Raw genomic sequence first — 25,713 nt, forward strand, 5'->3', positions numbered from 1 at the left:
CCTTCGCGCTTCGTCGTGCCATGTGCGGCAAGTTCAGTGCGAGGGCAGGAGGGTTCGAATAGCTCGGCGGTAATCATTCGCAGTCGAGTTTTTAATAAAAATAGAAGCGTTGTGATAAGAATACTTATCTTATCCTGTCTTATTTATCCAGCATCGCTCGTTTTTCCCGCTTGTCGCTTTCATTCGCTGGTCACCGCAGGCCGGATCTTGCGGCCGTGATTCTCCGTGACGTTGCCCGTTGGCATATGACACCCCCTGAATAGCCTTGCGCCCAAAGCGATCCCGGCAATGCGGGCGCGGCCGCACCGTACGTCGCCTCGGCAGCGGCCATCGCGCTTCGCTGGCGATTAGGAACAATTTGTTACAAAGAGCGGTTTTCACGCCCTCTTGAAGCGCGCGACGGGCGCCTCTATTTCGCAATCCGCCAGACATTGGCTCCGCTGCACTGCGGCGTTCCACGCGCCCCGGTACCCGCAGGCGGACTCCCTTATTGGCGATCCTTTAATCGCTCGGGAGATGGAAATGCAGATTCGTCCTCTCTACGATCGGGCGCTCGTCGACGGGGGCTTCCTGCCGGCGTGCTTGGTAGGCACTACCTCAAGTTTTTACAACTTTCGGTTGATGATGCGCCCGCCACCACGGCATTTTGCGTAGTTACGCTAATAGATATCGATCGTGCGACTCACGGTCTGCGTCGGCTCCGACTTTGGCACGGTCAACGTAAGTACCCCGTTATCGAACTTTGCCAACGTGCGATCGGGGGCGGCGTATTCGGGCATCGGGATCGTGCGGGTGAAGCTTCCATGGGCGCGCTCCAGCCGGTAACAGCCATTTTCCTCGCTGCGTACGTCCTGCTTTTTCTCTCCGCGCAGCACGATTGCCCCGTCCTCGATGCTCACCTTCAGATCTTCGCGCTTCATTCCGGGCAGTTCGGCGGTCACGCGCAGCACCGGTCCTTCATCGACGACGTCGATGCGCGGCTGGAAGCGTGATGAACTGAAGTCGCCGAACCATCGCTCGAGCGCGCCACGGCCTGCGAACGGGTCATGAAAGAACTCCTCCACCGTACGCCACGGTTCACGTGAGAACAATCTCGGCATGTCGGGCCACGCGGCCCGCCACTGTTCGCTCGTCGGCGGGTTTTCCGGGCCTTCTCCGTCGGACTTGCGGGCAGTTCCACGAAGGAACTTGAAGGGGTTCCACTTTTTCAGATCGGTATTCATGGCGTCCTCCGATTCAGCTTCAATCAGTTTCGAGCGTGGCGGCCAGTCCGTCAGGCAGCAGGCGTGCCCCGAGCTTCGGCTGCTCCGAGCACGCCGTGATCGATCGGTTTCACCGCGTACCCGAGCGCACCGCACCGCGCTTCGGCCCTGCTTATCCAGTGCTCGCCGAAACGCGTCAGGTGCCAATCGACCGACACCTCATCATTCCGTTCGATCCGGACGATGGCGATGTGGCCATTCGGTGTGGACATGCGTGTCGCGATCTGTCGAACGGGCACGATGCGGACGCATGCCCTTTACAGGACTCCTGAGCGGCATCGGACACCGGTTCCTGCCGCGCCTGGTTCGCGACGGGCGGCGGCGCTTTCCCCGCCGCCCGTGTTCCCGACCCGCCGTTGCCGAAGGGTCAGCCGGTCCTGACTTCAATGCGCCGTGGGCGAGCCTCGTCGCGACGCGGGATCGTCAGCTTCAACACCCCGTCCTGGAGGTTTGCCTCGATCTTCGACGTATCGAAGTCCGGTGACAGCGTGAACGTCCTGGCGAAGTGCGGCTCGCGGACCTCGGCATGCTGCAGGCGCAGGTTTGCCGGCGTCGGCACCACCGCCTCGGCCTCGATCGAGAGGCTGCTGTCGTGAACCTTGACGTCCAGCTTGTCCTTCGTCACGCCGGGTAGGTCCGCCCACAGTGTGACGCCCTGATTGCCCTCGAAAATGTCGACGGCAGGGGTGAGGGTGATCCGGCGCGTGGCCTGTTCCGTGTCGCGACGCGTGACTGCGGACGGGGCGCGTTCAGCCAGTTGGGTCATGTCGTTCATGATCGGCTCCTCGAGTTACTGGACAGTGATGGCGCGTGGCTTGGACGACTCGCGCTTGCCGATACTGATCGACAGGCAGCCATTTTCGTAGCGCGCCTGGACTTTGTCGGGATCGGCAGTGTCGGGCAGCTCGATGGCGCGCCGGAAGGTGCCGACAAAGCGCTCCTGCGCATACGTACGCGTCTCGCTTCCAGTGTCGGGTTGTGCCGATTTGCGTTCGCCGCTGATGGTCAGCAAGCCCTTGTCGATCGATACGTCGAGTTCGGCGGCGTCGATGCCCGGGGCGAAGGCAACGATCTCGATCGACTCGTCCGTCGCGCCGACGTTGATCTGAGGAAATGCGCCCAGCCGGCTGGCGCGGATGCTGGACGGGAAGCCGCCGAAGAGTTGCGCCATCTGCTGCTGCAGGCGGTCGAACTCGCTGAAGAGGTCGGTTCCGAAGTAAAGATCGCTCATGATCGTATCCTCCTTGATGGCAATCGGGAGGCGAACGGGCCTACGCGCTCCAGTTCGCCTGCCGGACTGCCGGCAAACAAATCGAAACACGCAGCGCGCGGGATGAAACGGCTCGCGCGTCTGCCTGAGCGAAACTCAAGATAGGCATTCTGCGGAAAATTTCAAGGGGCGTCGCCGGATTTTTGGACTTGAAATTTCGGCGCTGGAACCTATCATCGCACCGGCTTGGAACTGCATGCGGAGGACGCCATGGAATTCGATACGGACTGGCTTACGCTGGGCAGGCATCGTATCCGGCTGCGCTCGACGAAGGGCTTTCCGACCGAGACGATGCGTACCGTGACCGAGGTCGTCAGGCTGGCGATCGACAACAACATGAGCGCGCGAGCGCGACTCGTCGAGATCGTCTGCCGCCAGGAAAAGACCTACGATGTGCTGGTCGGCACGACGATGGCGGAGGACAAGGCTTGTGCACCGCAACTTGAAGCCGCGGTCGCGGTCGTGCTGGGCCTGTTGCCTGACCAGATCAACATCACGGTCACATCCGTCACGCAAAAGGAGGTCGATCTGCACTTTGGCGTGTACGAGCGGATGCTGTCGGAGAAGCTGAGTACGACGCCGCCGCTCCGCTGACCGATCTGCCCAACCCGCCGCCGTGCGGCCGGCTCAGGTGCGCGCCGCCTGGCATGTCGGCGCCTGCCGGGCGCGGCGGCAATGTTTGCGGAATTGGGCCACCGGAGCGGCGCCGGACGTCGTATTGCCGATCTACCTGAACCGGCGCGCCTTTTTCGATACCCGTCCTCAATCACCCGTCGACCGAAGCGCGCGTCCCATCTCGGCGATCGGCATCGCCGCGATCGAATTCAGCAACCGCGTCTCCCCGGCGTCCGGGCGGGCGATTGCCCGCACGTCATCGAGCGTCTGCACGACGTGGCGATCGAGCGGTTCGAGAAAACGCCGCAGCTCGCTGGCCGCCGCCTTGTCCCTGAGCCCGATTGCCTGTCCGAACGCGATCAGCGCATCCACATCGATATCGACGAACCGCGTCGCGGTGCCGAGCGGCATCGTCAGTTCGCAGTGCGGCCAATGATCGCCGCGATGGTCGGGCCGGTGCGTCGGCGTGTGATACACGACCGTGCTGACGATGTCGTAGAACGGCGCGAGCCGATAACCGCGCGCGTCGACGAAGAACGACAGGTTCTTCAGGTGCGCATCGGCATTGCCGACCACCACGTTGAACACGGTCCAGCGGAACACCGACAGACGCGCCAGCGCGCGCGTGCTGGTGCGGTCGATCGCACGGGCAAGCTCCTGCGCGTTCGCGCGCTGGTACTTGAAGCCGCGGTCGTAGTTGAGCAACTGCATCGCGTCGATCGTATGCACGCGCCCGGCCGGCGCCGACGCGACGTCGCGGTCGAACCGGTCGATCACGTAGCACGCCGACGGCGCGCGCAGGAAGTGCACGTCGGGCACGTCGAGCCCCATCCTCTTCGCGAGCTTCATGCAGAAGAATTCGTTGATCGCCGAGTGCGGGTAGCCGGCCGCGCGCATGTCCGGCTTGAGCAGGTGCATCGACGGCTCGCTGCCGACCGGCTCGTACAGCGCGTAGTCGGGTGCGTCGCCGCGCAGCACCACCAGCAGCTTCTGCTGCGCGCCGGCCGCCGACATGCGCTTGGGCGCGGTGGCCGTCAGCGCGCGCTCGGGCATCGCCTGGATCCGGCGTTCGAGCTCGTCGAGCGGCAGCGGCTGCAGGCTGCCGGGTGCTTCCTGTTCACCGTCGGCCAGCAGCGTCAGCGCGCCGGCCGATTCGCGCCCGAAGTACGCGAGCAGGCCCCACGCGTCGGCGGCATCGACCTTTGCCTCGCGCGCGAGCGACGTGCGCATGCCTTCCTCCGGCAGCAGGTTGTCGAAGAACCACTGGACCGGGCGATCGGTCGACGTATCGGTGAAGGTGCCCGCGCGCAGCGCGAACGCCGGCGACAGCGGATAGGCGGTCGGGGATGCGAGCCATTGCGGGTCGTACGCGAACGACCAGATGCCTTTGTCGTCGGTCAGCGTGCCCATGCGCTCGCCGTTGGCGGAGGCGATCAGCGTTCTAGCCGCCATGGCTGCTCCTGCGGCGTTGCGCGGCCTTCAGCGCGGTGGCTTCCGTAATCTCGACCGACGACTCGGCGTACAGGCGCACGCCCAGTTCGCCGAGCAGCATCATGACCTTGCCGATTTGCGCGGTCGGCTTTCCGGCTTCCACCTGGCTGATGAATTTCGGCGACAGCCCGGTCGCGTTCGCGAGTTCGTCGCGCGTGAACCCCTGCTGGAGCCGCGCCGCGCGGATGAGGTGGGCGAGCGCGCCGATCGTATCGACGGACTGGGATTCCGACATGACGTTCTCCGTGCTTCGTATCTGATCGGGAACAGTATTGCACAACTGGTCGGCTGAGGCATCATTTCGTATCCGTACAGGAACGGAGATGCGGGAAAATGACTTGAGACATCATTTCGTATCCGGTCGGGAACCGAAGCCCGTGGAGCCGTCTGTTGAAATCATCGCCGTATCCAGTCGAATACGGAAAAGAGGGCTCGGCGTTGCGCTGATCGCATGCGCATGCGCAGGTGACCGGCCAGGCCGGCGAGGACGCATGGGGGCCGGCGACGGTCACGGTCAGCGAGCCAACGTTCGTCATCGACGGCCTGCGCCGCCCGGCCGTCGTTCCGCAACCAGATCGGGCCCGAACCTTGCGCCCCGCAAGCGCCGTCCGCGGCCGCACCGCGACGCGTCGCGCATGACGGACTTGAATGGAGGCGCGCATGGAGCCGATGCCGGTCGTACTTCAGTGGGATGCGGTCCTCGTCAGGATCGCCCTCGCGCTGGTCGCGGGCGGGTTGATCGGCCTCGATCGCAGCGAATCCGGCAAGACGGCCGGGCTGCGCACGACGATCCTCGTCTGCCTTGCCGCGTGCCTGTCGATGCTTCAGGTCAATGCATTGCTGCTGCAGGCCGGCAAGCCGGAGGGCGCGTTCTCGGTGCTCGACCTGATGCGCCTGCCGCTCGGCATCCTGACCGGGATGGGCTTCATCGGCGGCGGCGCGATTCTCCATCGCGACGGCCTCGTATCCGGCGTCACCACGGCCGCGACGCTGTGGTTCGTGACGGTGGTCGGTCTGTGCATCGGTGGCGGCCAGTTGTCGCTTGGCGCGCTCGGGCTCGCGCTCGGACTCCTGGTCGTGTGGCCGCTGCGGTTGGTCGAGCAGCGCGTGCGGAGCGTCAGGACGGCACTGCTCACGATCGAATACGAACTCGGTTCGCCGACGCGCGACCGCCTGACGACCGGGCTGCGGGACGCAGGCTTCGCGTGCCGCACGCGCGGTTTTCGCGAAACGGCCGCGCGTGCCGTGCGCGAGGAGGAACTGCTCGTAACGTGGCGCGAACCGACCAACGCCGATGCGATGCTGCCTCAACTGATCCGGATCGCCGAATTGGCAGACCTGACTTCGATCCGCTGTTCCGCGGAGAACTGAGCCGCACGGTGCTTTCCGGGCGTCAGCTGGGCGCGTGCCCCGTTCAGCGTCCGGCTTCCGGCTCGGCGCCGTCGTGCGCATCGCCGTTCGTTCCGGGCGGGCTCATCGCGAGATGAAGCGCGGCCGGGTCGACCGGTTTCACGAAATGCTGCAGAAACCCGGTCGCGAGGCAGCGTTCGCGATCCGCGTTGCGGCCATAGCCGGTCAGCGCGAGAAAGATGCATGGCGTGACTTCGTTGATCGCCTTCAGCCGCCTCAGCAGCTCGTAGCCGTCCATCACCGGCAGCCCGATGTCGAGGATCGCGACGTCGGGACGGTAAGCGCGGTACGCGGCCAGCGCGGTCACCGGGTCGTGCACGACGGCGACTTCGTGGCCGGCCTCGCGCAACCATTGCGCGAGCGTCGACGCGGCATCCTCGTTGTCGTCGACCAGCATCACGCGCCGGCCGGTGCGGCCCGGCGCCATGTCGCGGATGCCGAGCGGCGGCTGCGGCGCGGCGATCGCCACGGCTTTCGGCCGGTACTCGGGCAGCGAGATCGTAAACGTGCTGCCGCAGCCGGGTCCGGCGCTGTCCGCGCGCACCGTGCCGCCGTGCAGGGTCACCAGACTGCGCACGAGCGCGAGGCCGATACCGAGGCCGCCGTGCGCCTGCTTCGCGTCTCCGTCGAGCCGGTAGAACGGCTCGAAGATGCTGTCGAGGCGGTCGCGCGGAATGCCGGCGCCGTTGTCGCATACCTCGACGAGCGCGGTGCCGTCCGAACAGTGGGCCGTGCGCACCGTGATGTCGCCGCCCGGCAGCGTGTATTTCGCCGCGTTGGTCAGCAGGTTCGCGATGACCTGCGACAGCCGCACCGGGTCGCCGTGGCAGCGTGCGTCCGGATCGGCGTCGACATGCAGGCGGTGACGGCGCTGCTCGAGCAGCGGGCTCGCGACCTCGACCGCATGGTCGACGATGTCGGCGAGCTGCACGACTTCCTTCTTCAGCGTGATCTTGCCGCGCGTGATGCGCGACACGTCGAGCAGGTCGTCGATCAGCCGGACCATGTGATCGAGCTGCCGCTGGATGATCGCGATCTCGTTCGGCGTCGCGTGGCCGTCGCGGTTGCGGATCAGCTCCAGCGCGAGCGAGATCGGCGTCAGCGGATTGCGCAGCTCATGGCCGAGCACCGCGAGAAACTGGTCCTTCGCCTGATTCGCGTCGCGCAGTTCGCCGAGCAGCCGGTCGCGTTCGGCATTCGCGGCGACGAGCTTCTCGCGCGCGGCGACGTGCTCGGTCACCTCGACCGCGCTGACGATCACGCCAAGCCCGTCGGCAAGCGGTTGCGGATTGAAATGCAGCCGATACACGCGGGCCCCGTCCGGCTCGGGACGGTCGCGGTGCTCGGCGATCGTCGTCGAGCGGCCCTGCACGCGAGCGGTTTCGAGCGCGCGCACGATCGCCGGCGTATCGCCGCCGGGCAGCACGGCCGTCAGCGGCTGGTCGACGATGTCGGTCCGGCCGCACAGCGCCGAGAAGCGGTGATTCGCGAGCACGATCCGGTGCGCGGCGCCCGACAGCAGCGCGATCGGCAACGGCGCGTGCATCAGAACGCCGTTGCGTTGCTGTTCGGCGTCCTCGCGACGGCGGATCTCGTCGCTCAGCGCGCGCGAGCGCTGTTGCGACAGCGCCAGCGTCAGGTGCAACTCGTTTTCGTCGTTGCGCAGCGATGCGGCGGGCACGATGCGGCGATGCAGCGCGCAGACATGGCGGAACGTCTCCGACTGCTCGGTGCTGGGAAACACGTCGACCGGATAGCCGCAGTAAAGCGAGAAGCGGTGTTGCTCGACCAGTTCGTTCCATAGCGCTTCGAGCCGCAGCGCACCGGCGTACCGCTGCTGCGCGCACAGCAGCGCGACCATCTCGCCGAACGCATGCACGGGGCGGCCGGCGCGGATCGCCGCTTCGACGATCGTGCCGATCGAGCGGCGAAAGCGCGCGGGGTCGGGGAGGTCGCCGTCCATGAAGCTGTCGAGCAGCGTCTGCGCGCTCGACATGAAGATGCGCTCGCGGGCCGCGTCGCCGATCGACGCATCGAGCGTACGCAGGCGTTCGTGCACCGCCGCAAGGCAATCGGGTCGCGCGATCACGATCGCGCTGCCGCCCGCGCGCAGCGCCTCGGCCGCGAACAGTGCGACTTCCGACACGAGCTGCGCATCGGACTCGTAGAACTGGACGAAGTGATCGGCCCGCATCGGTGCCGATTCCAGCAGGGGAGGCGCAGTTTTCATAGCTCACGACCAGGCAATGCCGTTGGCGGCCGGCGATTCCGTGCCGCGGCCATATCCGGGCTGACGCGAGCAAGCCGCGTGCCGCGCGCGTCCCCACGCCCGACGGCCGTGCGGCATGAGCCCGACACGCACGGGCGGCGCCGGGTGACGCTGCGTTTGTAAATTCTGCCGCGGATTGCAGGACGGATGCGCGATCGGGATGGCGCGGTGGAGGGTGGCTCGATGGCGCGCGTTACGCGCGAAAGCCTGTCATCAGGAAAACGTCGTCGCGACCATGATGCCGAACACGAGGCCGAGCGCGATGCCGGTCAGCCGGCCGTAGATGGATGCGCGCACATTGTCGTCCAGCTCGAACGGCGAGCGCTTGTGCTTCCATACCGTGCTGAATGCCACCGGACGGGTCAGCAGCACGGTGCATGCGATCAACACGGGTGTCGCGACGAGCATCGCGATACGCGGCCCGTTCCAGTCGACGCCATGCATCATCAGCGAAACGAGCACGGCGAGCGGCACCTCGACGCACAGGCCGAGCAGCGATCCGCCGACGAAGGAGTCGGTGACTGGAACATGGTCGTTCGTCCGTTCGAATGAAAGCCGCGCCCGTTTGCGCGCGGTTGAAAAGGGCGACCGTTGTTGGAGGCCTCGGTCGATCGTGTGGCCGGATGTTAAGGCAAATTGTCGACCGGTTGTCGGCCATTCAAGCTATTTAACAAATGTTCGACGGAAACCGGGTATCGTGCGCGGCACGGGACGGTCGCGCCGTGGTACAAGTCGGGCTTCGCAAGCTCGGCGCGCGACGCGACGCGGTACGCCGGCGCCGCGCGTCGGCCGGCCTGAGCGGCGGCGGTCAGCGAACGACAAGGACTCGACCGCACACCGCTCCGGCCCGAAAACCCGATCCGAATTCGATTCGACAGCGCGCGTGCAGTCGCGAAGTATTGCCAATCAATTTCGCGGCCGGCCGGCGCGCTTGAAACCAACCAGGGGACTGCAACATGATTGAACATCTGACCAACCATCCGGCGACGATCGCCTGCAAGGTGTGCGGTGCCGACGCAGAAATTTGCGGCGTGGTCGATTTCTCGCGTTGCGGCGCGGACATGATTGCCGGGAAAAAAGTCGATCCGTTCGTCGGCGTGCCGATCTACTACTACGCGTGCAGGCAGTGCGGCTTCACGTGTACGCCGGCCTTCGACCACTGGACGCACGACGATTTCGCGCGTCACGTGTACAACGACGACTACGCGCGCCACGATCCGGAGTATCTCGAGCATCGTCCGCAGCAGCACGCCGACCTGATCTGCACGAGCTTTCCGTCGATGCGGGAGAACCGCATTCTCGATTTCGGCTCGGGGCTCGGGCTGCTGGAAAAAAAGCTGTCCGCGCGCGGGTTCGCGGATGTGATCTCGTACGATCCGTTCAGCCATCCCGTCGCGCCGCAGGGGCAGTTCGATGCGATCCTGTCGTTCGAAGTCTTCGAGCATCATCCGGATCCCCGAAGCCTGTTCGCCGACATCATCCGGTACAGGGGGCATGCCGGCGCACTGCTGTTTCAGACGTCCCTGATCACGCCGGAGATCCTTGCGCGCGGGATCGAGCAATGGTGGTATTGCGTGCCGCGCAACGGGCATATTTCGTTCTATACGAGCCAGGCGCTGACGCTGCTGGCGACGCAGCACGGGCTCGAATTCGGTTCGTTCAGCCCGGAACTGCACGTGGTTTTCGATCGTGCGGCGGCGCCGGGGTGGCTTTCGAAGTTCTTTCAGTGAGGCGGGTGGCTCGGTCACCCGCGTCATCGGGCGCCAGGATTCCGTGACGCCATTGCTCCGGTAGCGAACCCTCGTCGCGAGCCGGATATCCGCACCGACGCACCTGGCCCCGCAGGCGTGAAACCGACCTGGTTCGCGGCTTTCAGTGCGAATCCGCCCGGCGACGCAGCGCCGTTCGCGCGTCGGCCTCCGTTCTTGATGCAGGTCACGAGAGAGGCTGAAGTGTCGGGCCACGATGACCGTGTTCGGCCGACCGCGCCGGCCAAATGCCGGACCGCGCCTGTCGCATGTCACTCGGCCGCGACCATCGGAGGGCTCGTCATGGATCACGGGAAAGCACACGTCGTCTGGTTCGACGACCTGCGGCGCGGCGACGTGGCACGCGTCGGCGGCAAGAACGCATCGCTGGGCGAATTGATCGGCAACCTGTCTGCACACGGCGTATGCGTGCCACCCGGGTTCGCGTCGACCGCGGATGCGTACTGGCGATTCATCGATGCGAACGGATTGAGGCAAGTCATCGGCAACACGCTCGAGGCGTTCGGCGCACGCAAGATTGCGCTCGCCGACGCCGGTGCGTCGATCCGGCAGGCGATCCTCCACGGAGACTGGCCCGACGACATCGCTGACGCGATCCGCGACGCGTATCGGCAACTGTGCCGACAGGCCGGCGGAGACGACGTCGATGTCGCCGTGCGCTCGAGCGCGACCGCCGAGGATCTTCCCGACGCGAGCTTCGCGGGCCAGCAGGAAACCTACCTGAACGTGCGCGGCGAACATGCGCTGCTCGCGGCGTGCCGCCGGTGCTATGCGTCGCTGTTCACCGACCGCGCGATCGCCTACCGCGAAGAAAAGGGCTTCGATCACCTGCGCGTCGCGCTGTCGGTCGGCGTGCAGCGGATGGTGCGTTCGGACCTCGGCGCGTCCGGCGTGATGTTTTCGCTCGACACGGAAACCGGATTCGACAAGGTGGTGCTGATCAGCGCGGCGTGGGGGCTTGGCGAGAATGTCGTGCAGGGCACCGTCGACCCCGACGAATACGAGGTGTTCAAGCCATTGCTCGGCGATCCGGCGTGCACGCCCGTCATCGGCAAGACGCTCGGCGGCAAGGCATGCAAGCTGATCTATGCGCGCGACGAGCATGCACCGACCCGCAACGTGCCGACCTCGAAAGCCGAGCGTGCCACTTTCGTGCTGGCGGACCGCGACATCCTGGCGCTTGCGAAGTGGGCCTGCGCGATCGAGGCGCACTATGGGCAGCCGATGGATATCGAGTGGGCAAAGGACGGCGTAAGCGGCGAACTGTTCGTCGTGCAGGCACGTCCCGAAACGGTGCAGTCCCGGCGCGAAGCCAGCGCCATCAAGACCTATCGCCTTGGCCAGACCGGCCGCAAGCTGCTCACCGGCGTCAGTGTCGGCGAGGCGATCGCGGCTGGCAGCGTGTGCGTGATCGACAGTCCGCACGACATGGGGCGATTCGTCGACGGCGCGGTACTGGTGACGCACACGACCGATCCCGACTGGCTGCCCGTGATGCGCCGCGCCGCGGCGATCGTCACCGATCATGGCGGCCGCACGTCGCATGCAGCGATCGTGAGCCGCGAACTGGGATTGCCGGCCATCGTCGGTACCGGTAACGCGACCCGCATGCTGCACGATCAGCAGGAAGTGACGGTATCGTGCGCGGAAGGCGAGGCCGGGTTCGTGTACGAAGGCATCGCGCAATACCACGTGGAGGCGATCGACCTGACCGATCTGCCGGCCACCCGCACGCAGGTCATGCTGAATCTCGCGAATCCGGCCGCGGCGTTCAGATGGTGGCGACTGCCCGCCGACGGAATCGGGCTCGCGCGCATGGAGTTCGTGATCAGCAACCATATCAAGGTTCACCCGATGGCGCTGGTCCACTACGATGCGCTGACCGACGCGCATGCGAAGCGCGAGATCGCTGCCCTGACGTCGGGGTACGACGACCCGTCGAACTATTTCGTCGACCGGCTGGCGCACGGCCTCGCGCGTATCGCGGCGGTCTGTCATCCCGCGCCGGTGATCGTGCGCATGAGCGACTTCAAGACGAACGAGTATGCGCATCTGGTCGGTGGCGCGCAGTTCGAACCGCGGGAAGAGAATCCGATGCTCGGATTTCGCGGCGCGTCACGCTACTATTCGCCGCGCTACCGTGACGGATTCGCGCTCGAATGCCGGGCGATCGCGCGGCTGCGAAACGACATGGGATTCAGGAACGTGGTCGTGATGATCCCGTTCTGCCGGACGCTCGACGAGGCGGACCGCGTGCTCGAGGTCCTGGCCGCCAACGGCCTGAAGCGCGGCGAAGACGGATTGCAGATCTACGTGATGTGCGAAATCCCGTCGAACGTCATTCTGGCGAGCCAGTTTGCGCAGCGCTTCGACGGCTTCTCGATCGGAAGCAACGATCTGACCCAATTGACGCTCGGCGTGGACCGCGATTCGGCGGAACTGGCCGGGTTGTTCGACGAACAGAACGAAGCCGTGAAGTGGATGATCGCCCGCGTGATCGAGTCCGCCCGCAACGCCGGGGCCAAGGTTGGCCTGTGCGGCCAGGCGCCGAGCGATCATCCGGAATTCGCCGATTTTCTCGTCGCGTGCGGCATCGATTCGATTTCCGTCAGCCCCGACAGCTTCATTGCGGTCAAGCGGCGCGTGGCCGCCGCGGAAAACGCTGCGCCAGGCGAGCGTGCGTCGCCGGAATGAACGGTGTCGGATGGTTGTTCGACGATCATACCGGGCCAGGCGGACGGCGCATCACGCCGCGCACGAGCGCGCCCGGCCGTGTTCGGCGCGGGCGAACGCCGCTTGCAGTACTGGATGCACGTCGGTGCGCCAGTGATCGCCGGTAAAGAGTCCGTAGTGGTCGCAATCGTCGATGTCGACGCGTTGCCGCGCATTCGCTGCGAGACCGCTGCACATCGCCAGCGCGGCATGAGTCTGGCCGGCACCGGTGACGGCATCGCATTTGCCTTCGACGGTCAGCAACCCGATCGAGCGCAATGCGGCGGGCTCGACCCGCTGGCCGTGGACGTGCCACGTTCGATTTGCCAGGCATGCGCGCTGGAAAACGATGTCGACCGTATCGAGGAAGTATTCGGCCGGCATATCGAGAAGCGTCAGGTATTCGCGTAGCGCCCGGCGGGCGGTTGCGAGTGCGTCGGCGTCGCCGCTCGACACCGCTTGCCGATAGCCATTGACGAGCGCCATGTAGTGTTGCGGGTAGGTGAGCGCGATCTCGGCGCGCTGCAGATAGGCCGGAAACACCTGTCGCCCGCATCCGGCGAAGCCATGCGGCACCGTATCGATCAGCGTGGCGCGACACCAGTCGAGCGAATGCGAGCGGGCCGCGGTTCCGAGCGCACTCGGATTGATGCGGGCATCGAGCGGGCCGCCGATCAACGTCAGGCTCGCCGGCAGCGCGGCGTCGCGTTGCGCGCGCAGCGCGATGGCGCCAAGCGACGGAAACGTCGCCTGACAGACCGCGACGACGTGCACCGGGCGCGCGTCCGCCAGCAGGGTATCGATGAAGCGGTCGAGCATCGACACATATTCGTCGAGGCCGAATCGGCCCGCGTCGCACGGCACATCGCGCGCATCGATCCAGTCGGTGATGCACACGTCGCCGTCGACAAGCAGCGTCTCGACCGTCTCCCGCATCATCACGGCCGCATGGCCGGCCAGCGGCACGCAAAGCAGGATCACGCGTCGCGCACCTGCGTGCGAGAAGCGGCGCAGCGTGCAAAACGGCGTGTGCGCGACGATCGTTTCGTCGACGTCGATGCGACGGCCGTCCACGTCGATCGAATCGATGGCGAACCGTGGTGCATCGGCATGCAGGTCGAGCAGGGGTTCGAACAGGTCGGCGTAGCAGGACGACGCGGCATCGGGCCAAAGACCGCACGTGAAGCGCGCCGCCGCGTCCCACGTTCGCAACCATTGCCGTTGCTGTTCGATCAGGTCATACCACATGGCGCATGGGCGGAAAATCGCGGGAAATTCGAACAAGCCTACTGTCACCCGATCGTGCCGCGACGGTTTGACCTGCATCAGCGTCGCCCCGATCGGCGGTGCATAAGCTGGTCTACGGATCCCGGACGGATGCACGGAGCGGAACATGGACACGTCTCGACGCATGCTCGTCGTCTTCTACTCGCGCAGTGAAACGACGGCGGCGATTGCACGCCGGCTTGCCACGGAACTCGACGCGGATTGCGATCGGCTTCAGGAAGTCGACGATCGGCGGCGGGCGGGGGCCGTCGGCTTCCTGCGTTCGCTCGCAGACGTAATCCGCGATCGTGCCGCGGACCTCCGGCCGACGGCCTGTTCGCCGTCCGCATACGATGTGGTCGTGATTGGCACGCCGGTCTGGGCGGGTCGTGCATCGACGCCGGTTTCGACCTGGCTCGCGCGGCACGGGAGCGAACTGCGCGCGACCGCATTCTTCTGCACGATGGGCCAGCGCGGCGACCTGACAGCATTCGGGCAGATGCAGGCGCTGGCGCGGCAGACGCCGATCGCGACGTGCGCGATTTCCGGGCGCGATATCGGTCGCGGCCTGGCCGCCGGGAAGCTCGCCCATTTCGCACGGTCGATCGCTCACCGGCTTGCCGACCGCGAACGGCGCATGAGCGCGTAACGGGCAACGTCACACGACCGGCGAAGTGAGTGCCGCGCTGACGTCGATGCCGGTCCCACGCCCTGGCCGAACCACGGGATCCCGGCGCCGAGCGACGCGACATACCGTGTCCAGCCCCCAGGATTGTCTGCGAACAGCCACGCGCACACGGGCTCGGCGAGCGCATCGCGATCGAGCGGCTCGTCGAGCAACAACGATTGAAGAAAATGATTCGCAGTGCCGGATTGAACGAGATCGTGCCGCACCGGGTGAACGAAAAATTCCACATGAAAAACCGGGCAGCAATCCGGCCTGGTCTCGCGCCGTGAGCGCGTCGGTACCTCGATGGCATTGGGTCAGACGAATCAGCGACCGTTTCGATTGCTCGCGCGCCTGCAGGATGACCTGCATCAAGATCGATTGCCCGGCAGGAGCGAATATCGACGTTCTCGCATGTCGAACTCGACCACGATCGACATGCCCCGTGCCGTCTGCGTCTTCACGTTCATGATACGGACATCAACATGCCCCTCTTGTTCACGAACACGTCGAATCGCCAGATCATTTCCCGTTCCGAAGCATCGGCACTGCCTGCAGTCGTGCCTCACCTGCAGCAGCCGATCGACGCCGATGGCGACCGGCTGCTGAGCCCCCACGAAATCGCGATCCTGATGGTGCTCGCCAGCGAGCCGATGCGCCCGCAGGGCGACCCCGCCGACCTGCGCTGCCTCGTCGATCGCGGTCTCGTTCGGCTGGATGCGGCGCCGCTTGCGGAAGCGGCTGCCCGCCTGTCGGCCGACGGCCGTCAGATGGTGTTGCGGCTCGCCACACGCGATCGCGCCAGGCGAGGGCGCAATGTCGACGTCACGATTGCGTGTCGCACGATCGCGGCGGAGGCCTCGGCCGGGATGGTGCACCACGCCGTGCGCTGACCTGTATCAATTCCACGCGGCGCCGCGGGAATTACCGTTGCTTTCATCGATTGCGCATCGGAGTCGATGGCCATGACTGGCGACAGCGAGCGGGACCCGTCGATCGACGTGGTGCGCATCGGCGTGGAAGCGCACGAACGCATCGTGACGTTGACCGGCCAGGTCGGCTCGCTGGGCGAACGGCGGCTTGCCTTCGATGCCGCATGGTCGGCGCCGGGCGTGCGCGACGTGGTCGATCAACTTACCGTTGCATGATGGTTCGGGCGGCGGCGGACATCGATCGATGGTCCGCCTCGCCCCGGCCGGGAGAACGAACATGAATGCCGCGATGCTCTGTACCCGCGATGTTGCCACGTGTTCGGCACAAGCAACCGTCGTCGAGGCGGCTGAAATGATGCGCGACGCGCACGCCGGCGATCTGATCGTCGTGCGCGAACAGGAGGGGCGATGCGTACCGGTCGGTGTGGTGACCGATCGCGACATCGTGCTGACGGTGGTCAGCCCCGATGCGCAGGCCGGCTCGTTGTTCGTCGGTGACATCATGTCGGCGCCCGTCGCGACCGCGAACGTCGACGACGACATCTGGCTGCTCGCGAAGCGGATGCGTCAGCACGGCGTCCGTCGATTGCCGGTCGTCGGCGGCGACGGCGAACTGGTCGGCATCGTCTCGCTCGACGATCTGCTGCGCGCGGCCGCGGCGCTGCTCGACGAGTTGCGGCTCGTGGCGGCCCGCCAGCCGTATTTCGAGGAGAAGCAGCGTGGCTGATCCGGTCGATTCCAGCTTCCGTCGCGCCGCGCATGGCGCAGCGGCGGTCTCGATGTCGGTGCGACGCGCCCTCCGGACGCGCGCGAATCCATGACACGCGGCCGGCATACCGACCCGCGCAACCGGATGCGCCGGTGGCTCGGCGCAATCGGTCTCTGCCTGCTGCTGTCGAGCGCGACGACGTGGCTCGGCGCGATCCACGACCATCCGGTAAGCACCGGTGTCGTGGCCGGCATGACCGCGCCGGAATGCGGGCGCGTGGGTGCCCGGCCGGCCGGATCGATGCTGACGACACCGATCCCCGAACAGGACGTCTGCCTGCCGCTGTTCATTTATCGCGCGTCGTATCCGGATGCCGCGAGTGACGTCGCGTCGTACCGCACATGGATCCTGCAGCAGCGGGTCGGCGAATTCTGGCAATTGTTCGGCTACGTGCTTCTGTTGTGGGCGGCGATCATGGGCCTCGTCGCCGGCCCGATATGGCTCTTCAGGCGGCGGGCCGGATATCGCCGTCGCGGCTCGCGGCGTGGCGCGACCGATGATGGGAGCGGCATGCGCTCGCCCGGCGAGGAAAGGGGTAATCATGACGATTTCCGGTGAATTGAACGAGGCGGACTGGACCGTGGCGATCGAAACGGTTGGCGTTGAGACCGGCGGGTACCGCTGCCGTGTCCACGTGACGGTGCGCTCACCTGACTGCAAGTGCGAGCATGTCTTCCCGCATCACCGGGTATTCGCGACCGAGCGCGAGGCCGCGCTGGAGGGACTGCGAAGCGGAATGACGTGGGTCGAGATGAAGAAATCGGACACGTTCACGTACTGACGGACGGCGTTATTCACCGTCATCCACGCCGCATGCGAACCGGCGAGCACGGCATGACCTGAAGCCTGCCAATACCGCGTCGCCGGCGTCCCGCCGGGCCGCGGGCATGCGTTGATCCCGGTCAAAGCCGCGCGGCGCGGCCTCAATACGATGGATCGCATCTCCGCGAAGAATGACGACCATGAACAGGCTCAGACGCGCATGCCGCTTGCTCGTCGTGTGCGCGGCCGCGTGCTGCGTGCCGACGCAGCCGGCACATGCGCAGCATGCGCGCCATGTGCCCCGCCACGATTTCCACGGCAGGGATTTCCACGGGCGGGACTTTCGCCATTTCGCGCCGAGGGAGCGTACGCGGTGGCAGCGCGGTCGATGGGTTCAGGACTGGCACGGCGGGCGCTACGCGTGGTGGTGGATCGTCGACGGCTACTGGTACATCTATCCTGAACCGATGTATCCGTATCCGACCTACATTCCGCCTGCGATCGTCGTTCAGCGGCCGCCGCCGACCCCGGCGCGGCTACCGCCGGCACGCGCGTGGTACTACTGCAACGACCCGCGCGGATACTATCCGTATGTCGCGTCGTGCAATGGCGTGTGGACCGCGGTTCCGTCGACCCCGGGCCCCGCGCCGCAATGACGGAAGCGACGCTTGTCCGCATCGCAGTGGCCGGCTACAGGCTGCACGATTGCGCGCGAGCGACGCGGGAGGGCACATGATGAACGGATCCTGGCCGGACGCTGACGTCGACGACGTGCTGCTGACGGATTGGTATGAACTGACGATGATGCAGGCCGCGTTCGATGCCGGAATGAACGACACGGCCAGCTTCGAGTTCTTCGTACGGGCGCTGCCCGAGCATCGGGCATTCCTGATGGCGGCGGGACTGGCGTCCGTGCTCGACTATCTGGAGCGTCTGCGCTTTACGGCCGGTGGCCTTGAGCGCCTGGCCGCGACCGGGCGCTTGCGAGCCGATTTCCTCGCGTCGCTCGCCGGCCTCCGTTTCACGGGCACCGTCGACGCGATGCCGGAAGGCACCGTGTTCTTCGCCGACGAACCGATCCTGCGGATCACGGCGCCGCTTCGCGAGGCGCAGTTCGTCGAGAGCCGCGTGATGAACCTGCTCCATTACGCGACGCTGGTTGCCAGCAAGGCCGCACGCGCCACGCTCGTCGCGCATGGCAGGTTGCTGGTCGACTTCGGCATGCGGCGCGCGCATGGCTCGGAGGCGGCGATGCTGTCCGCGCGGGCCAGCTACCTGGCGGGATTCTGCGGCACGGCGACGCTGCTCGCGGGGCTGCGCTACGACATTCCCGTGTACGGCACGATGGCGCATTCATACGTCCAGGCGCACGACGACGAAGCGCTCGCGTTCGAACATTTCGCGCGATCACAACCGGACAACGCGTTGCTGCTGATCGACACATACGATACGGAACACGCGGCACACAAGGTCGTTGAACTGGCGCGGCGGCTTGCGCCCGACAACGTGCGCATCAAGGGCGTCCGGATCGACAGCGGCGACCTGGCGGCGCACGCGCGCAACGTGCGCGCGATTCTCGACCACGGCGGCCTGACGGACGCGACGATTTTCGCGAGCGGCAATCTCGACGAATTCCGGCTGCGGGAGCTCGTCCACCAGCATGCGCCGATCGACGGTTTCGGAATCGGCACGCAGATGAGCACATCGGCGGACGCGCCGTGCCTCGACTGCGCGTACAAGCTCGTCGAATATGCGGGCCGGGCGCGCTGCAAACGCTCGGAGGGCAAGGCGACGCTGCCCGGCCGCAAGCAGGTGTTTCGGCAATACGGCCCGGACGGACGAATTGCCGCCGACAGCCTCGGACTCGACGGCGAGCAACTCGACGGAACCCCGCTGTTGCAGCCCGTCATGATCGGAGGGGCACGACTCGCGGCCCCCACGCTCGGCGAGAGCCGCATTCACGCAATGCGCGAACTGTCCACGCTGCCCGATCCGATGCAGACGCTGGCGCCCGTCATGCCGCTGCAGCCGGCGATTTCTCCGGCGCTGGCGGCACTCGTCGCGCAGGAGAATGCGAGGCTGGACGCGCACGCGGGGCAGCAAGCGGCATGAACGATGCACGAATCCCGGCCGGCCGCGCGATCACGCTGAGCGACAAGGTGGCGGCGTTGCGCAAGCCTCGTTCGCTGAAAGGGAGTCGTTCCATGGCATGGCTACCTCGATTCATGCAGTTATCGGGCGTCGCGAATCATGACGCGCTTTGACGTGTTCAACGGTGACGCGGACGGCATATGTTCGCTTCAGCAACTCCGGCTTGAGATGCCGGCCGAGTCGGTGCTCGTGACGGGGCCCAAGCGCGACATCGCGCTGCTCGCGCGCGTGCCGGCCACCGGAGGCGACATCGTCACCGTCCTGGACGTGTCGCTCGACGCGAACCGCGCGGCACTCGATGTGCTGCTGGCGCGCGGGGTCGACGTCGACTATTTCGATCACCACATGCCCGGCACCATACCCGCGCATCCACACCTTCGCGCGCATATCGACACGGCGCCTGACACCTGTACGAGCGTCATCGTCGACCGGTACCTGGCGGGACGGCAGCGGCTCTGGGCGGTGGTCGGTGCCTATGGCGACAATCTCGTCGGCGTGGCCGGCAGGCTCGCCGCCGCCTGCGGCCTGACGGATGCCGATGCCTACCGTCTGCAGGTGCTCGGCGAATCCGTCAACTACAACGGTTACGGCGATTACCCGGACGATCTCTTCATGGCGCCGCTGGCCGTGTATGCGGCGGTGCGGCAGTATGCGAACCCGCTCGAGTTCGCGAGGTCGCCCCTCGCGCGGCGGCTCGACGCCAACCGGCGACGCGATATCGCGCGTGCGGAGCGGCAGCGCGCGAACATCGCGCTGCCAGGGGCGGACGTCTATATCCTCCCCGACGCGCGCTGGGCGCGTCGCGTGCGCGGCGTTTTCGCAAATCGGCTCGCGCGTGGTGACGCGGCACGCGCTCACGCGGTGCTGACGTTGTCGCCCTTCGGTGGGTACACCGTCAGCGTTCGCGCGCCCGTCGCCGCACCGTACGGCGCCGATCGTCTTTGTCGCGCATTTCCGGAGGGTGGCGGCCGGGAAGGGGCGGCCGGCATCAACCGGCTCGCGCCGGAGCGCCTCGACGCGTTCGTCGAGGCGCTCGCGAACGCGTACCCCGCCGCGTGAGCCGACGCAGGCGCGCTCGTCGGTGCGGTACGGCGTGGCCGGAACGGGTGTCATCGGGATGCTCCTGAACGGTGGCCGTTGCGCGGCAGGACTCGCTGCAATCGTGGCGCCACGCATTGCAGGGCGGTTGACGCAGGTCAAGCGTGCCGGCCGTCCCGCCCGGGAAGATGAACCGCCATCATCGGCGGGAGAGGCGTCGTGGAGCACCATGCGGAGGTATTGCGGGGCGGGCGCTGGACGCTGCCCGTGCCGGGCTGGCGGGATCTCGCCGCGATGCTGATCGTGGTCGGTTTCCTGTTGCTGGCCGGCATCTCGGCGCACCAGATGGCCGGCCCGCTCGCGGTGGCGCATCCCCCGGCCATTTCGCTGTCGCCCATGGCGCTGCCCGGCTACACGCTGCGCACCGTCGCGCGCATGTTCGCGGCACTGCTCGCGTCGATCGTCTTCACGTTCGTCTACGCGACCGCGGCGGCGCGCAGCCGTCGCGCCGAGCGCGTGCTGATCCCGCTGCTCGACGTGTTGCAGTCGGTGCCGATCCTCGGCTACCTATCGTTTACGGTGCTGTTCTTCCTGTCGCTGTTTCCCGGGCGGATCCTCGGCGCCGAGTGCGCGGCGATCTTCGCGATCTTCACCAGCCAGGCCTGGAACATGACGTTCAGCTTCTATCAGGCGCTGCGCACGGTGCCGCTCGATCTCGACGAGGCCAGCCGCAGCTTCCGGCTGTCCGCGTGGCAGCGCTTCTGGCGCCTCGACGTGCCGTTCGCGATGCCGGGGCTCGTCTGGAACGCGATGATGTCGATGTCGGGCGGCTGGTTTTTCGTGGTCGCGTCCGAGGCGATCGCGGTCGGCAACCTGCACGTCGACCTGCCGGGCGTCGGCGCCTACGTCGCGCAGGCGATCGCGAATCGCGACCTCGCTGCCGTGGGCTGGGCGATCGTCGCGATGAGCGTCGCGATCGTCCTGTACGACCAGTTGCTGTTCAGGCCGCTGGTCGCATGGTCGGAACGGTTCCGCTATGGCGATGCCGCGCCCACGGTCGCGTCGCGCAGCTGGATGCTCGACCTGTTCCACCGGTCGCGATGGATCGGCCGTGCGGCCGGCCCGATCCGCGCGGTGCTGCGTCGAGCGGCGCGCGCGCGGCTGCGCGGGTTCATGTCGGGATGGCGCGACCGGGTCGCGCTGCCGCGACACACGGGCGACGTGCTCTGGTTCGCGCTGTGCGGCGCGGGGTGCGCGTACGCGGCCTACGAACTGTTCCGGCTCGGACGCGCGACGCTCACCTGGACGGACCTGCGCGTCGTCGCAACCGAAGGCGGGCTCACGTTCGTGCGCGTGACCGTGCTGGTCACGCTCGCATCGGCGATCTGGGTGCCGATCGGCATCGCGATCGGCCTACGGCCAGGCGTGGCCGCCCGCATCCAGCCCGTCACGCAGTTCCTTGCCGCGTTTCCTGCGAACCTGCTGTTTCCGGTCGCGGTGTTCGCGATCGTGCGCCTGCGGCTCGAACCCGACATCTGGCTGTGCCCGCTGATGATATTGGGCGCGCAATGGTATGTCCTGTTCAACGTGATCGCCGGTGCGAGCGCGTTTCCGGCCGACCTGCGCGAAGCGGCCGCATGCTTCCGCGTGCGGCCAGCGACCTGGTGGCGACACGTGATGCTGCCGGGCGTCCTGCCGTATTTCGTGACGGGCGCGATTACCGCGTCGGGCGGCGCATGGAACGCGAGCATCGTCGCCGAGGCCGTGAGCTGGGGCAGCACGCGCCTGGATGCCGGCGGACTCGGCGCCTACATCGCGCGGATGACCGACGCCGGCGACTATCCGCGCATCGCGCTCGGCGTCGCCGTGATGTCGCTGCTCGTGATCGCGACCAATCGGCTCGTGTGGCGCCCGATGTACGCGTTCGCGGAGCGCCGCACGCGGCTCGATTGAGCCCTCAACCGATCATTTACTCACGGGAGACCCGTGTGCCGAACCTCAGCGAATACACGGAAGGAAATGTCGCGAGCGCGGCCGCACCGCCTTCGGACCCGGCGGCGGTCGTGCTCGAGATGCGGGCCGTATGCAAATCGTTCACGAAGCCGTCCGGCGAGCCGCTGCACGTGCTGGCCGATATCGATCTCGCGCTGCACGAGGGCGAGATCCTCGGGCTGCTGGGCCGCTCCGGCTCGGGCAAGTCCACGCTGTTGAGAATCGCCGGCGGGCTCGTCAAGCCGTCGTCCGGCGCGGTGACGTATCGCGGTGCGCCGCTCGCCGGCCCGACCGACGGCATCGCGGTGGTGTTCCAGACCTTCGCGCTGTACCCGTGGCTGACCGTCATCGAAAACGTCGAGCTCGGCCTCGACGCGCTGGGACTCGCGCCAGGCGACGCACGCGCACGCGCGGCCGCCGCGATCGAGCTGATCGGTCTCGACGGGTTCGAATCGGCGTTTCCCCGCGAACTGTCGGGCGGCATGCGTCAGCGGGTCGGTTTCGCCCGCGCGCTCGTCAGCGAACCCGTGCTGATGTTGATGGACGAGCCGTTCTCGGCGCTCGACGTGCTGACCGCGGAAACGCTGCGCACGGATTTTCTCGACCTGTGGGACGCACACCAGTTGTCGATCCGGTCGGTGCTGATGGTGACGCACAACATCGAGGAAGCTGTGCTGATGTGCGATCGCATCCTGGTGCTCGGCGCCGGTCCGGCGCACATCGAGGCGACGCTGAGCGTGCCGTTGCCGCGTCCGCGCAGTCGGCACGATCCGGCCGTTCAGGCGATCGTCGGCCGGATCTATGCGACGCTCACCGCACGCATCACCGACGCGGCGGCAGGCCGGGAAGCGACGGGCAGTGCGTTGGCCATGAAGCTGCCCGACGTGTCGAGCCACCATCTCGCCGGATTCATCGACACGCTCGCGGCCGCGCCATACGACGGTCATGCGGAGCTCGGCACGATTGCATCGGCGCTCGCGCTCCGGACCGACGCGCTGTATTCGACGGCGGCCGCGCTCCATCTGCTCGCGTTTGCCGAATGGCACGACCGGAGCATCCGGCTGAGTGCCGCGGGCCACGTGTTCGCGCAAAGCGACGACGATGCCCGGCGGCGTCTGTTTCGCGAGCATGTCGTCCGGTTCGTGCCGCTCGCCGAACATATCGACGAAGTGCTGGGCGAGCGCGAAGGGCATCGTGCACCGCGCGCGCGTTTCGAGCTCGAACTCGAGGATCATCTCGATCCGCGCAGCGCGGAGCAGGCGCTGCGGGTCGTGACCGACTGGGGCCGCTACGCGGGACTGTTCGACTACGACGACCATACCCGCACGTTCGGCCGCTGACCATTCGGGGCGCATGTCGATCGCGTGCTTGATCGGCATCAAGCGTCGCGCGGCGGGGCGTGCGACGCTGGACGAACCGTCGACGCAACCGCGTCGATCCGGCAGACACGCTCCGCAACTCGACGTCAATGACCGTTCACGGGAGGACTGACCATGAACTGGCTTTCCGAATACTTCGCCCAGCGCACGAGCCCGCTGTCGCTTTCGCTCTGGGCTCATCCGCCGCTCGCGCTCGGGCCCGACGGCCCGATCTGTCGCGAGCCTTACCGTTTGCCGTACCCGGGGGTGGAACTCGTGTTCACGCCGGCGGAAGCGGTCGAGCGTGGCGGGAAGATCTACACGCTGCCGGCGCGCTATGACTCCAGGGGGCTGCTTGCCGCGCGCAGCACGGCGCACGACGAGGCCGCGTCGTTCTTCCACGAGGTAACGATTTTTGCGCCGTCGCAGTTCAATCGCGACTTCGTCGTGACGGTCAACGGCGAATTCTCCTTCGTGCCGTCGTTCTGGCAGGACGGATCGCCCGGTTTCTCGGGCGTCTGCGTGCCCGCTGCGAGCGGTCGCGCGACAGGCGAGAGAACCGGCCCGCCGTGGCTGTTCCAGGGATATCTCAGCATCTAGCGACCGTGCCCGCCATCGGCGGGACCAGGCGTCACGCGCGCTCGTCCGCGCGTGTTCGCCAGAAGGCGAGGCACACGAGGGCGCCGAGCATTCCGCCGAGATGGGCGAAATGCGCGACGCCGCTCGTGTCGCCGCTGAGGCCGGACAGCAATTCTGTCAACGCATAGCCGGTCGCGAAGAGCCAGGCGGGCATCGGCACCGGCGGAAACAGCAGCACGACGCGCCGTTTCGGAAACAGCACGGCGTAGGCGATCAGCGCACCGAAAACGCCGGCCGACGCACCGACGGTCGGTGCGTCGCTGGGCGGCAGAGCCCGGATCACCGCGAGCTGCGTGATCGCGCCGGCCAGCACGCTCGCCAGATAGAGCGCGAGAAAGCGCGCGCGCCCGAGCACGCGTTCGACGTCGCGTCCGAACATGTAGAGCCCGAACATGTTGAACGCGATATGGGCGAGGCTGGCATGCAGCACGCTGTAGGTCAGCAACTGCCAGACGTGGAAATCCGGTGTCGCCGGCGCGTCCGGTCGTGCGGGCGGCCATAGCGCGAACAGGTCGATGAGCACCGGCCAGCCGCTCGCCTCGGCGATGAACACGGCGAAGTTCACCAGAATCAATGCGTAGGTCATGGCGATGGAATCCGCGGGACGGATGTGGCGTTGCCGGCCAGCGGTGCGGCCGGAATCGAATTGCACGACATACCGTCACGTTAGCGGTGGCACGTGCGTGGCCGTTGAGACAGATCATGGACGGTCGCCGCGTTGCCGTCCGCGCGTTGTCGGCCACGACGGCGAGCAGCAGGTTGACGTGCGTCAACCCTGCCCGGGGCGCCGCGCTTACCCTGAACTCGGGAAACATGTGTTGCGCGCAGGGCGCTGCGCATGCGTATCGTCCACGCGAAGGGCAACGGGAGCCTCATCATGCACATCGGAAGAATCAGTACCCAACCGGTCGAATCGTGCACGGTCGACTGCAGTGCGTTTGAACTCGCCGATCGCATGCGGCACGCGCATGTCGGCGACATCGTCGTGATCGAGTACCGCAATGGCGAAGCCATTCCGATCGGCCTGGTGACCGACCGCGACCTGGTGATCGAGGTCATGGCACGCGGCGACGATCCGGGCGACGTGACAGCCGGCCAGATCATGTCGAGGGGCCTCGTCGTCGTATCCGACACGGACGAGATCGGCGTCGCGCTCGAGGAGATGCGCCGCTCGGGCATTCGGAGACTGCCGGTCGTCGACGATGCAGGCCGCCTCGCCGGCATCGTAACGCTCGACGATATCGTCGAGCATCTCGCTGGGTTGCTCGGCGGCGTCGTGGAAGTCGGCAAGCTGCAGCAGGTCGAGGAGCAGCGTTTCCGCGCGTGACGTTGCGGGGCCGG

Annotated in this window: 28 protein-coding genes; 18 read left to right on the forward strand and 10 right to left on the reverse strand. The window is 66.6% G+C overall.

Going from position 1 to position 25,713, the window contains the following annotated elements; all coding sequences use genetic code 11:
• Window positions 1-659: 659 nt before the first annotated feature.
• The 4 genes from WS87_RS30170 to WS87_RS30185 form a co-directional block, all read right to left on the reverse strand.
• Entirely contained in the window at window positions 660-1,223 is a 564-nt protein-coding gene (locus WS87_RS30170) for an Hsp20/alpha crystallin family protein (protein ID WP_059816869.1), read from the reverse strand.
• A gap of 50 nt (window positions 1,224-1,273) precedes the next feature.
• On the reverse strand, window positions 1,274-1,474 hold the full coding sequence (locus tag WS87_RS30175) for a hypothetical protein (RefSeq protein WP_236873300.1): 201 nt from the start codon (window positions 1,472-1,474) through the stop codon (window positions 1,274-1,276).
• Between the two features lie 155 nt (window positions 1,475-1,629).
• Window positions 1,630-2,037, reverse strand: a complete 408-nt coding sequence (locus tag WS87_RS30180) for an Hsp20/alpha crystallin family protein (protein WP_059816864.1) — start codon at window positions 2,035-2,037, stop codon at window positions 1,630-1,632.
• Between the two features lie 15 nt (window positions 2,038-2,052).
• Window positions 2,053-2,493 (reverse strand): Hsp20/alpha crystallin family protein, encoded by a 441-nt coding sequence (locus WS87_RS30185; RefSeq protein WP_059816862.1) that lies wholly within the window; start codon window positions 2,491-2,493, stop codon window positions 2,053-2,055.
• Window positions 2,494-2,742: 249 nt separating this feature from the next.
• On the opposite strand from WS87_RS30185, the gene WS87_RS30190 reads away from it, so the two are divergent.
• Window positions 2,743-3,126 (forward strand): hypothetical protein, encoded by a 384-nt coding sequence (locus tag WS87_RS30190; RefSeq protein ID WP_059816860.1) that lies wholly within the window; start codon window positions 2,743-2,745, stop codon window positions 3,124-3,126.
• A 168-nt stretch (window positions 3,127-3,294) separates the two neighbouring features.
• Here the strand turns inward: WS87_RS30190 and WS87_RS30195 are convergent, their stop codons facing one another.
• Window positions 3,295-4,599, reverse strand: a complete 1,305-nt coding sequence (locus WS87_RS30195) for a HipA domain-containing protein (RefSeq protein WP_059816858.1) — start codon at window positions 4,597-4,599, stop codon at window positions 3,295-3,297.
• The gene (locus tag WS87_RS30200; RefSeq protein WP_059816855.1) at window positions 4,589-4,873 is read right to left on the reverse strand and encodes a helix-turn-helix domain-containing protein; all 285 of its coding nucleotides are present in this window, start codon (window positions 4,871-4,873) and stop codon (window positions 4,589-4,591) included. The genes WS87_RS30195 and WS87_RS30200 overlap by 11 nt, the downstream gene beginning before the upstream one ends.
• Before the next feature lie 425 nt (window positions 4,874-5,298).
• On the opposite strand from WS87_RS30200, the gene WS87_RS30205 reads away from it, so the two are divergent.
• The gene (locus tag WS87_RS30205; RefSeq protein WP_059817350.1) at window positions 5,299-6,009 is read left to right on the forward strand and encodes an MgtC/SapB family protein; all 711 of its coding nucleotides are present in this window, start codon (window positions 5,299-5,301) and stop codon (window positions 6,007-6,009) included.
• 43 nt (window positions 6,010-6,052) lie between these two features.
• On the opposite strand, the gene WS87_RS30210 is transcribed toward WS87_RS30205, so the two are convergent.
• Both WS87_RS30210 and WS87_RS30215 read right to left on the reverse strand, forming a co-directional pair.
• Window positions 6,053-8,242: a hybrid sensor histidine kinase/response regulator gene (locus WS87_RS30210; protein WP_059816853.1), complete on the reverse strand. Its 2,190-nt coding sequence runs from the start codon at window positions 8,240-8,242 to the stop codon at window positions 6,053-6,055.
• A gap of 288 nt (window positions 8,243-8,530) precedes the next feature.
• Entirely contained in the window at window positions 8,531-8,779 is a 249-nt protein-coding gene (locus WS87_RS30215) for a hypothetical protein (protein ID WP_236873301.1), read from the reverse strand.
• A gap of 494 nt (window positions 8,780-9,273) precedes the next feature.
• Here WS87_RS30215 and WS87_RS30220 point away from each other — a divergent pair, with 494 nt between their 5' ends.
• Window positions 9,274-10,047, forward strand: a complete 774-nt coding sequence (locus tag WS87_RS30220; protein WP_059816849.1) for a class I SAM-dependent methyltransferase — start codon at window positions 9,274-9,276, stop codon at window positions 10,045-10,047.
• Window positions 10,048-10,368: 321 nt separating this feature from the next.
• The gene (gene ppsA / locus WS87_RS30225) at window positions 10,369-12,780 is read left to right on the forward strand and encodes a phosphoenolpyruvate synthase (protein ID WP_059816847.1); all 2,412 of its coding nucleotides are present in this window, start codon (window positions 10,369-10,371) and stop codon (window positions 12,778-12,780) included.
• Window positions 12,781-12,831: 51 nt separating this feature from the next.
• Here ppsA and phaZ read toward each other — a convergent pair whose 3' ends face one another.
• Window positions 12,832-14,046: a polyhydroxyalkanoate depolymerase gene (gene phaZ / locus WS87_RS30230; RefSeq protein WP_059816845.1), complete on the reverse strand. Its 1,215-nt coding sequence runs from the start codon at window positions 14,044-14,046 to the stop codon at window positions 12,832-12,834.
• Between the two features lie 145 nt (window positions 14,047-14,191).
• Here phaZ and WS87_RS30235 point away from each other — a divergent pair, with 145 nt between their 5' ends.
• The 13 genes from WS87_RS30235 to WS87_RS30295 all read left to right on the forward strand — a co-directional run bounded on the left by WS87_RS30235 (window position 14,192) and on the right by WS87_RS30295 (window position 24,333).
• A complete protein-coding gene (locus tag WS87_RS30235) occupies window positions 14,192-14,713 on the forward strand; it encodes a flavodoxin family protein (RefSeq protein WP_059816843.1) in 522 nt (173 codons plus the stop codon).
• 503 nt (window positions 14,714-15,216) lie between these two features.
• On the forward strand, window positions 15,217-15,624 hold the full coding sequence (locus WS87_RS30245) for a hypothetical protein (protein WP_059816841.1): 408 nt from the start codon (window positions 15,217-15,219) through the stop codon (window positions 15,622-15,624).
• A gap of 72 nt (window positions 15,625-15,696) precedes the next feature.
• Window positions 15,697-15,879 carry a BON domain-containing protein gene (locus WS87_RS34730; protein ID WP_442861419.1) on the forward strand — a complete coding sequence of 61 codons (183 nt, stop codon included), beginning with the start codon at window positions 15,697-15,699 and terminating at the stop codon, window positions 15,877-15,879.
• 61 nt (window positions 15,880-15,940) lie between these two features.
• Window positions 15,941-16,390 (forward strand): CBS domain-containing protein, encoded by a 450-nt coding sequence (locus WS87_RS30255; RefSeq protein WP_059536698.1) that lies wholly within the window; start codon window positions 15,941-15,943, stop codon window positions 16,388-16,390.
• 225 nt (window positions 16,391-16,615) lie between these two features.
• Entirely contained in the window at window positions 16,616-16,990 is a 375-nt protein-coding gene (locus WS87_RS30260; RefSeq protein ID WP_236873302.1) for a hypothetical protein, read from the forward strand.
• Entirely contained in the window at window positions 16,974-17,213 is a 240-nt protein-coding gene (locus WS87_RS30265; protein WP_059452422.1) for a hypothetical protein, read from the forward strand. The genes WS87_RS30260 and WS87_RS30265 overlap by 17 nt, the downstream gene beginning before the upstream one ends.
• A 181-nt stretch (window positions 17,214-17,394) precedes the next feature.
• Window positions 17,395-17,850 carry a hypothetical protein gene (locus WS87_RS30270; RefSeq protein ID WP_059817348.1) on the forward strand — a complete coding sequence of 152 codons (456 nt, stop codon included), beginning with the start codon at window positions 17,395-17,397 and terminating at the stop codon, window positions 17,848-17,850.
• A 79-nt stretch (window positions 17,851-17,929) separates the two neighbouring features.
• A complete protein-coding gene (locus WS87_RS30275; protein WP_059817346.1) occupies window positions 17,930-19,306 on the forward strand; it encodes a nicotinate phosphoribosyltransferase in 1,377 nt (458 codons plus the stop codon).
• Complete coding sequence (locus WS87_RS33785; protein ID WP_159085720.1) at window positions 19,303-19,458, forward strand: hypothetical protein; 156 nt, start codon at window positions 19,303-19,305, stop codon at window positions 19,456-19,458. The genes WS87_RS30275 and WS87_RS33785 overlap by 4 nt, the downstream gene beginning before the upstream one ends.
• A complete protein-coding gene (locus WS87_RS30280; RefSeq protein ID WP_059816837.1) occupies window positions 19,445-20,404 on the forward strand; it encodes a hypothetical protein in 960 nt (319 codons plus the stop codon). Before WS87_RS33785 ends, WS87_RS30280 begins: the two co-directional genes overlap by 14 nt.
• 198 nt (window positions 20,405-20,602) lie before the next feature.
• Window positions 20,603-22,336: an ABC transporter permease gene (locus WS87_RS30285; protein WP_059816836.1), complete on the forward strand. Its 1,734-nt coding sequence runs from the start codon at window positions 20,603-20,605 to the stop codon at window positions 22,334-22,336.
• Between the two features lie 119 nt (window positions 22,337-22,455).
• Window positions 22,456-23,715 carry an ABC transporter ATP-binding protein gene (locus tag WS87_RS30290; protein WP_059817343.1) on the forward strand — a complete coding sequence of 420 codons (1,260 nt, stop codon included), beginning with the start codon at window positions 22,456-22,458 and terminating at the stop codon, window positions 23,713-23,715.
• Window positions 23,716-23,868: 153 nt separating this feature from the next.
• On the forward strand, window positions 23,869-24,333 hold the full coding sequence (locus WS87_RS30295; RefSeq protein ID WP_059452427.1) for a hypothetical protein: 465 nt from the start codon (window positions 23,869-23,871) through the stop codon (window positions 24,331-24,333).
• Window positions 24,334-24,364: 31 nt separating this feature from the next.
• Here WS87_RS30295 and WS87_RS30300 read toward each other — a convergent pair whose 3' ends face one another.
• The gene (locus WS87_RS30300; RefSeq protein WP_059816834.1) at window positions 24,365-24,958 is read right to left on the reverse strand and encodes a rhomboid family intramembrane serine protease; all 594 of its coding nucleotides are present in this window, start codon (window positions 24,956-24,958) and stop codon (window positions 24,365-24,367) included.
• 291 nt (window positions 24,959-25,249) lie between these two features.
• On the opposite strand from WS87_RS30300, the gene WS87_RS30305 reads away from it, so the two are divergent.
• A complete protein-coding gene (locus tag WS87_RS30305) occupies window positions 25,250-25,699 on the forward strand; it encodes a CBS domain-containing protein (RefSeq protein ID WP_059817342.1) in 450 nt (149 codons plus the stop codon).
• The last annotated feature ends 14 nt before the right edge of the window (window positions 25,700-25,713 follow it).

Origin of the sequence: Burkholderia sp. MSMB0856, assembly GCF_001524645.2 — a bacterium.
In the GTDB taxonomy this organism is placed as follows: Bacteria; Pseudomonadota; Gammaproteobacteria; order Burkholderiales; family Burkholderiaceae; genus Burkholderia; species Burkholderia diffusa.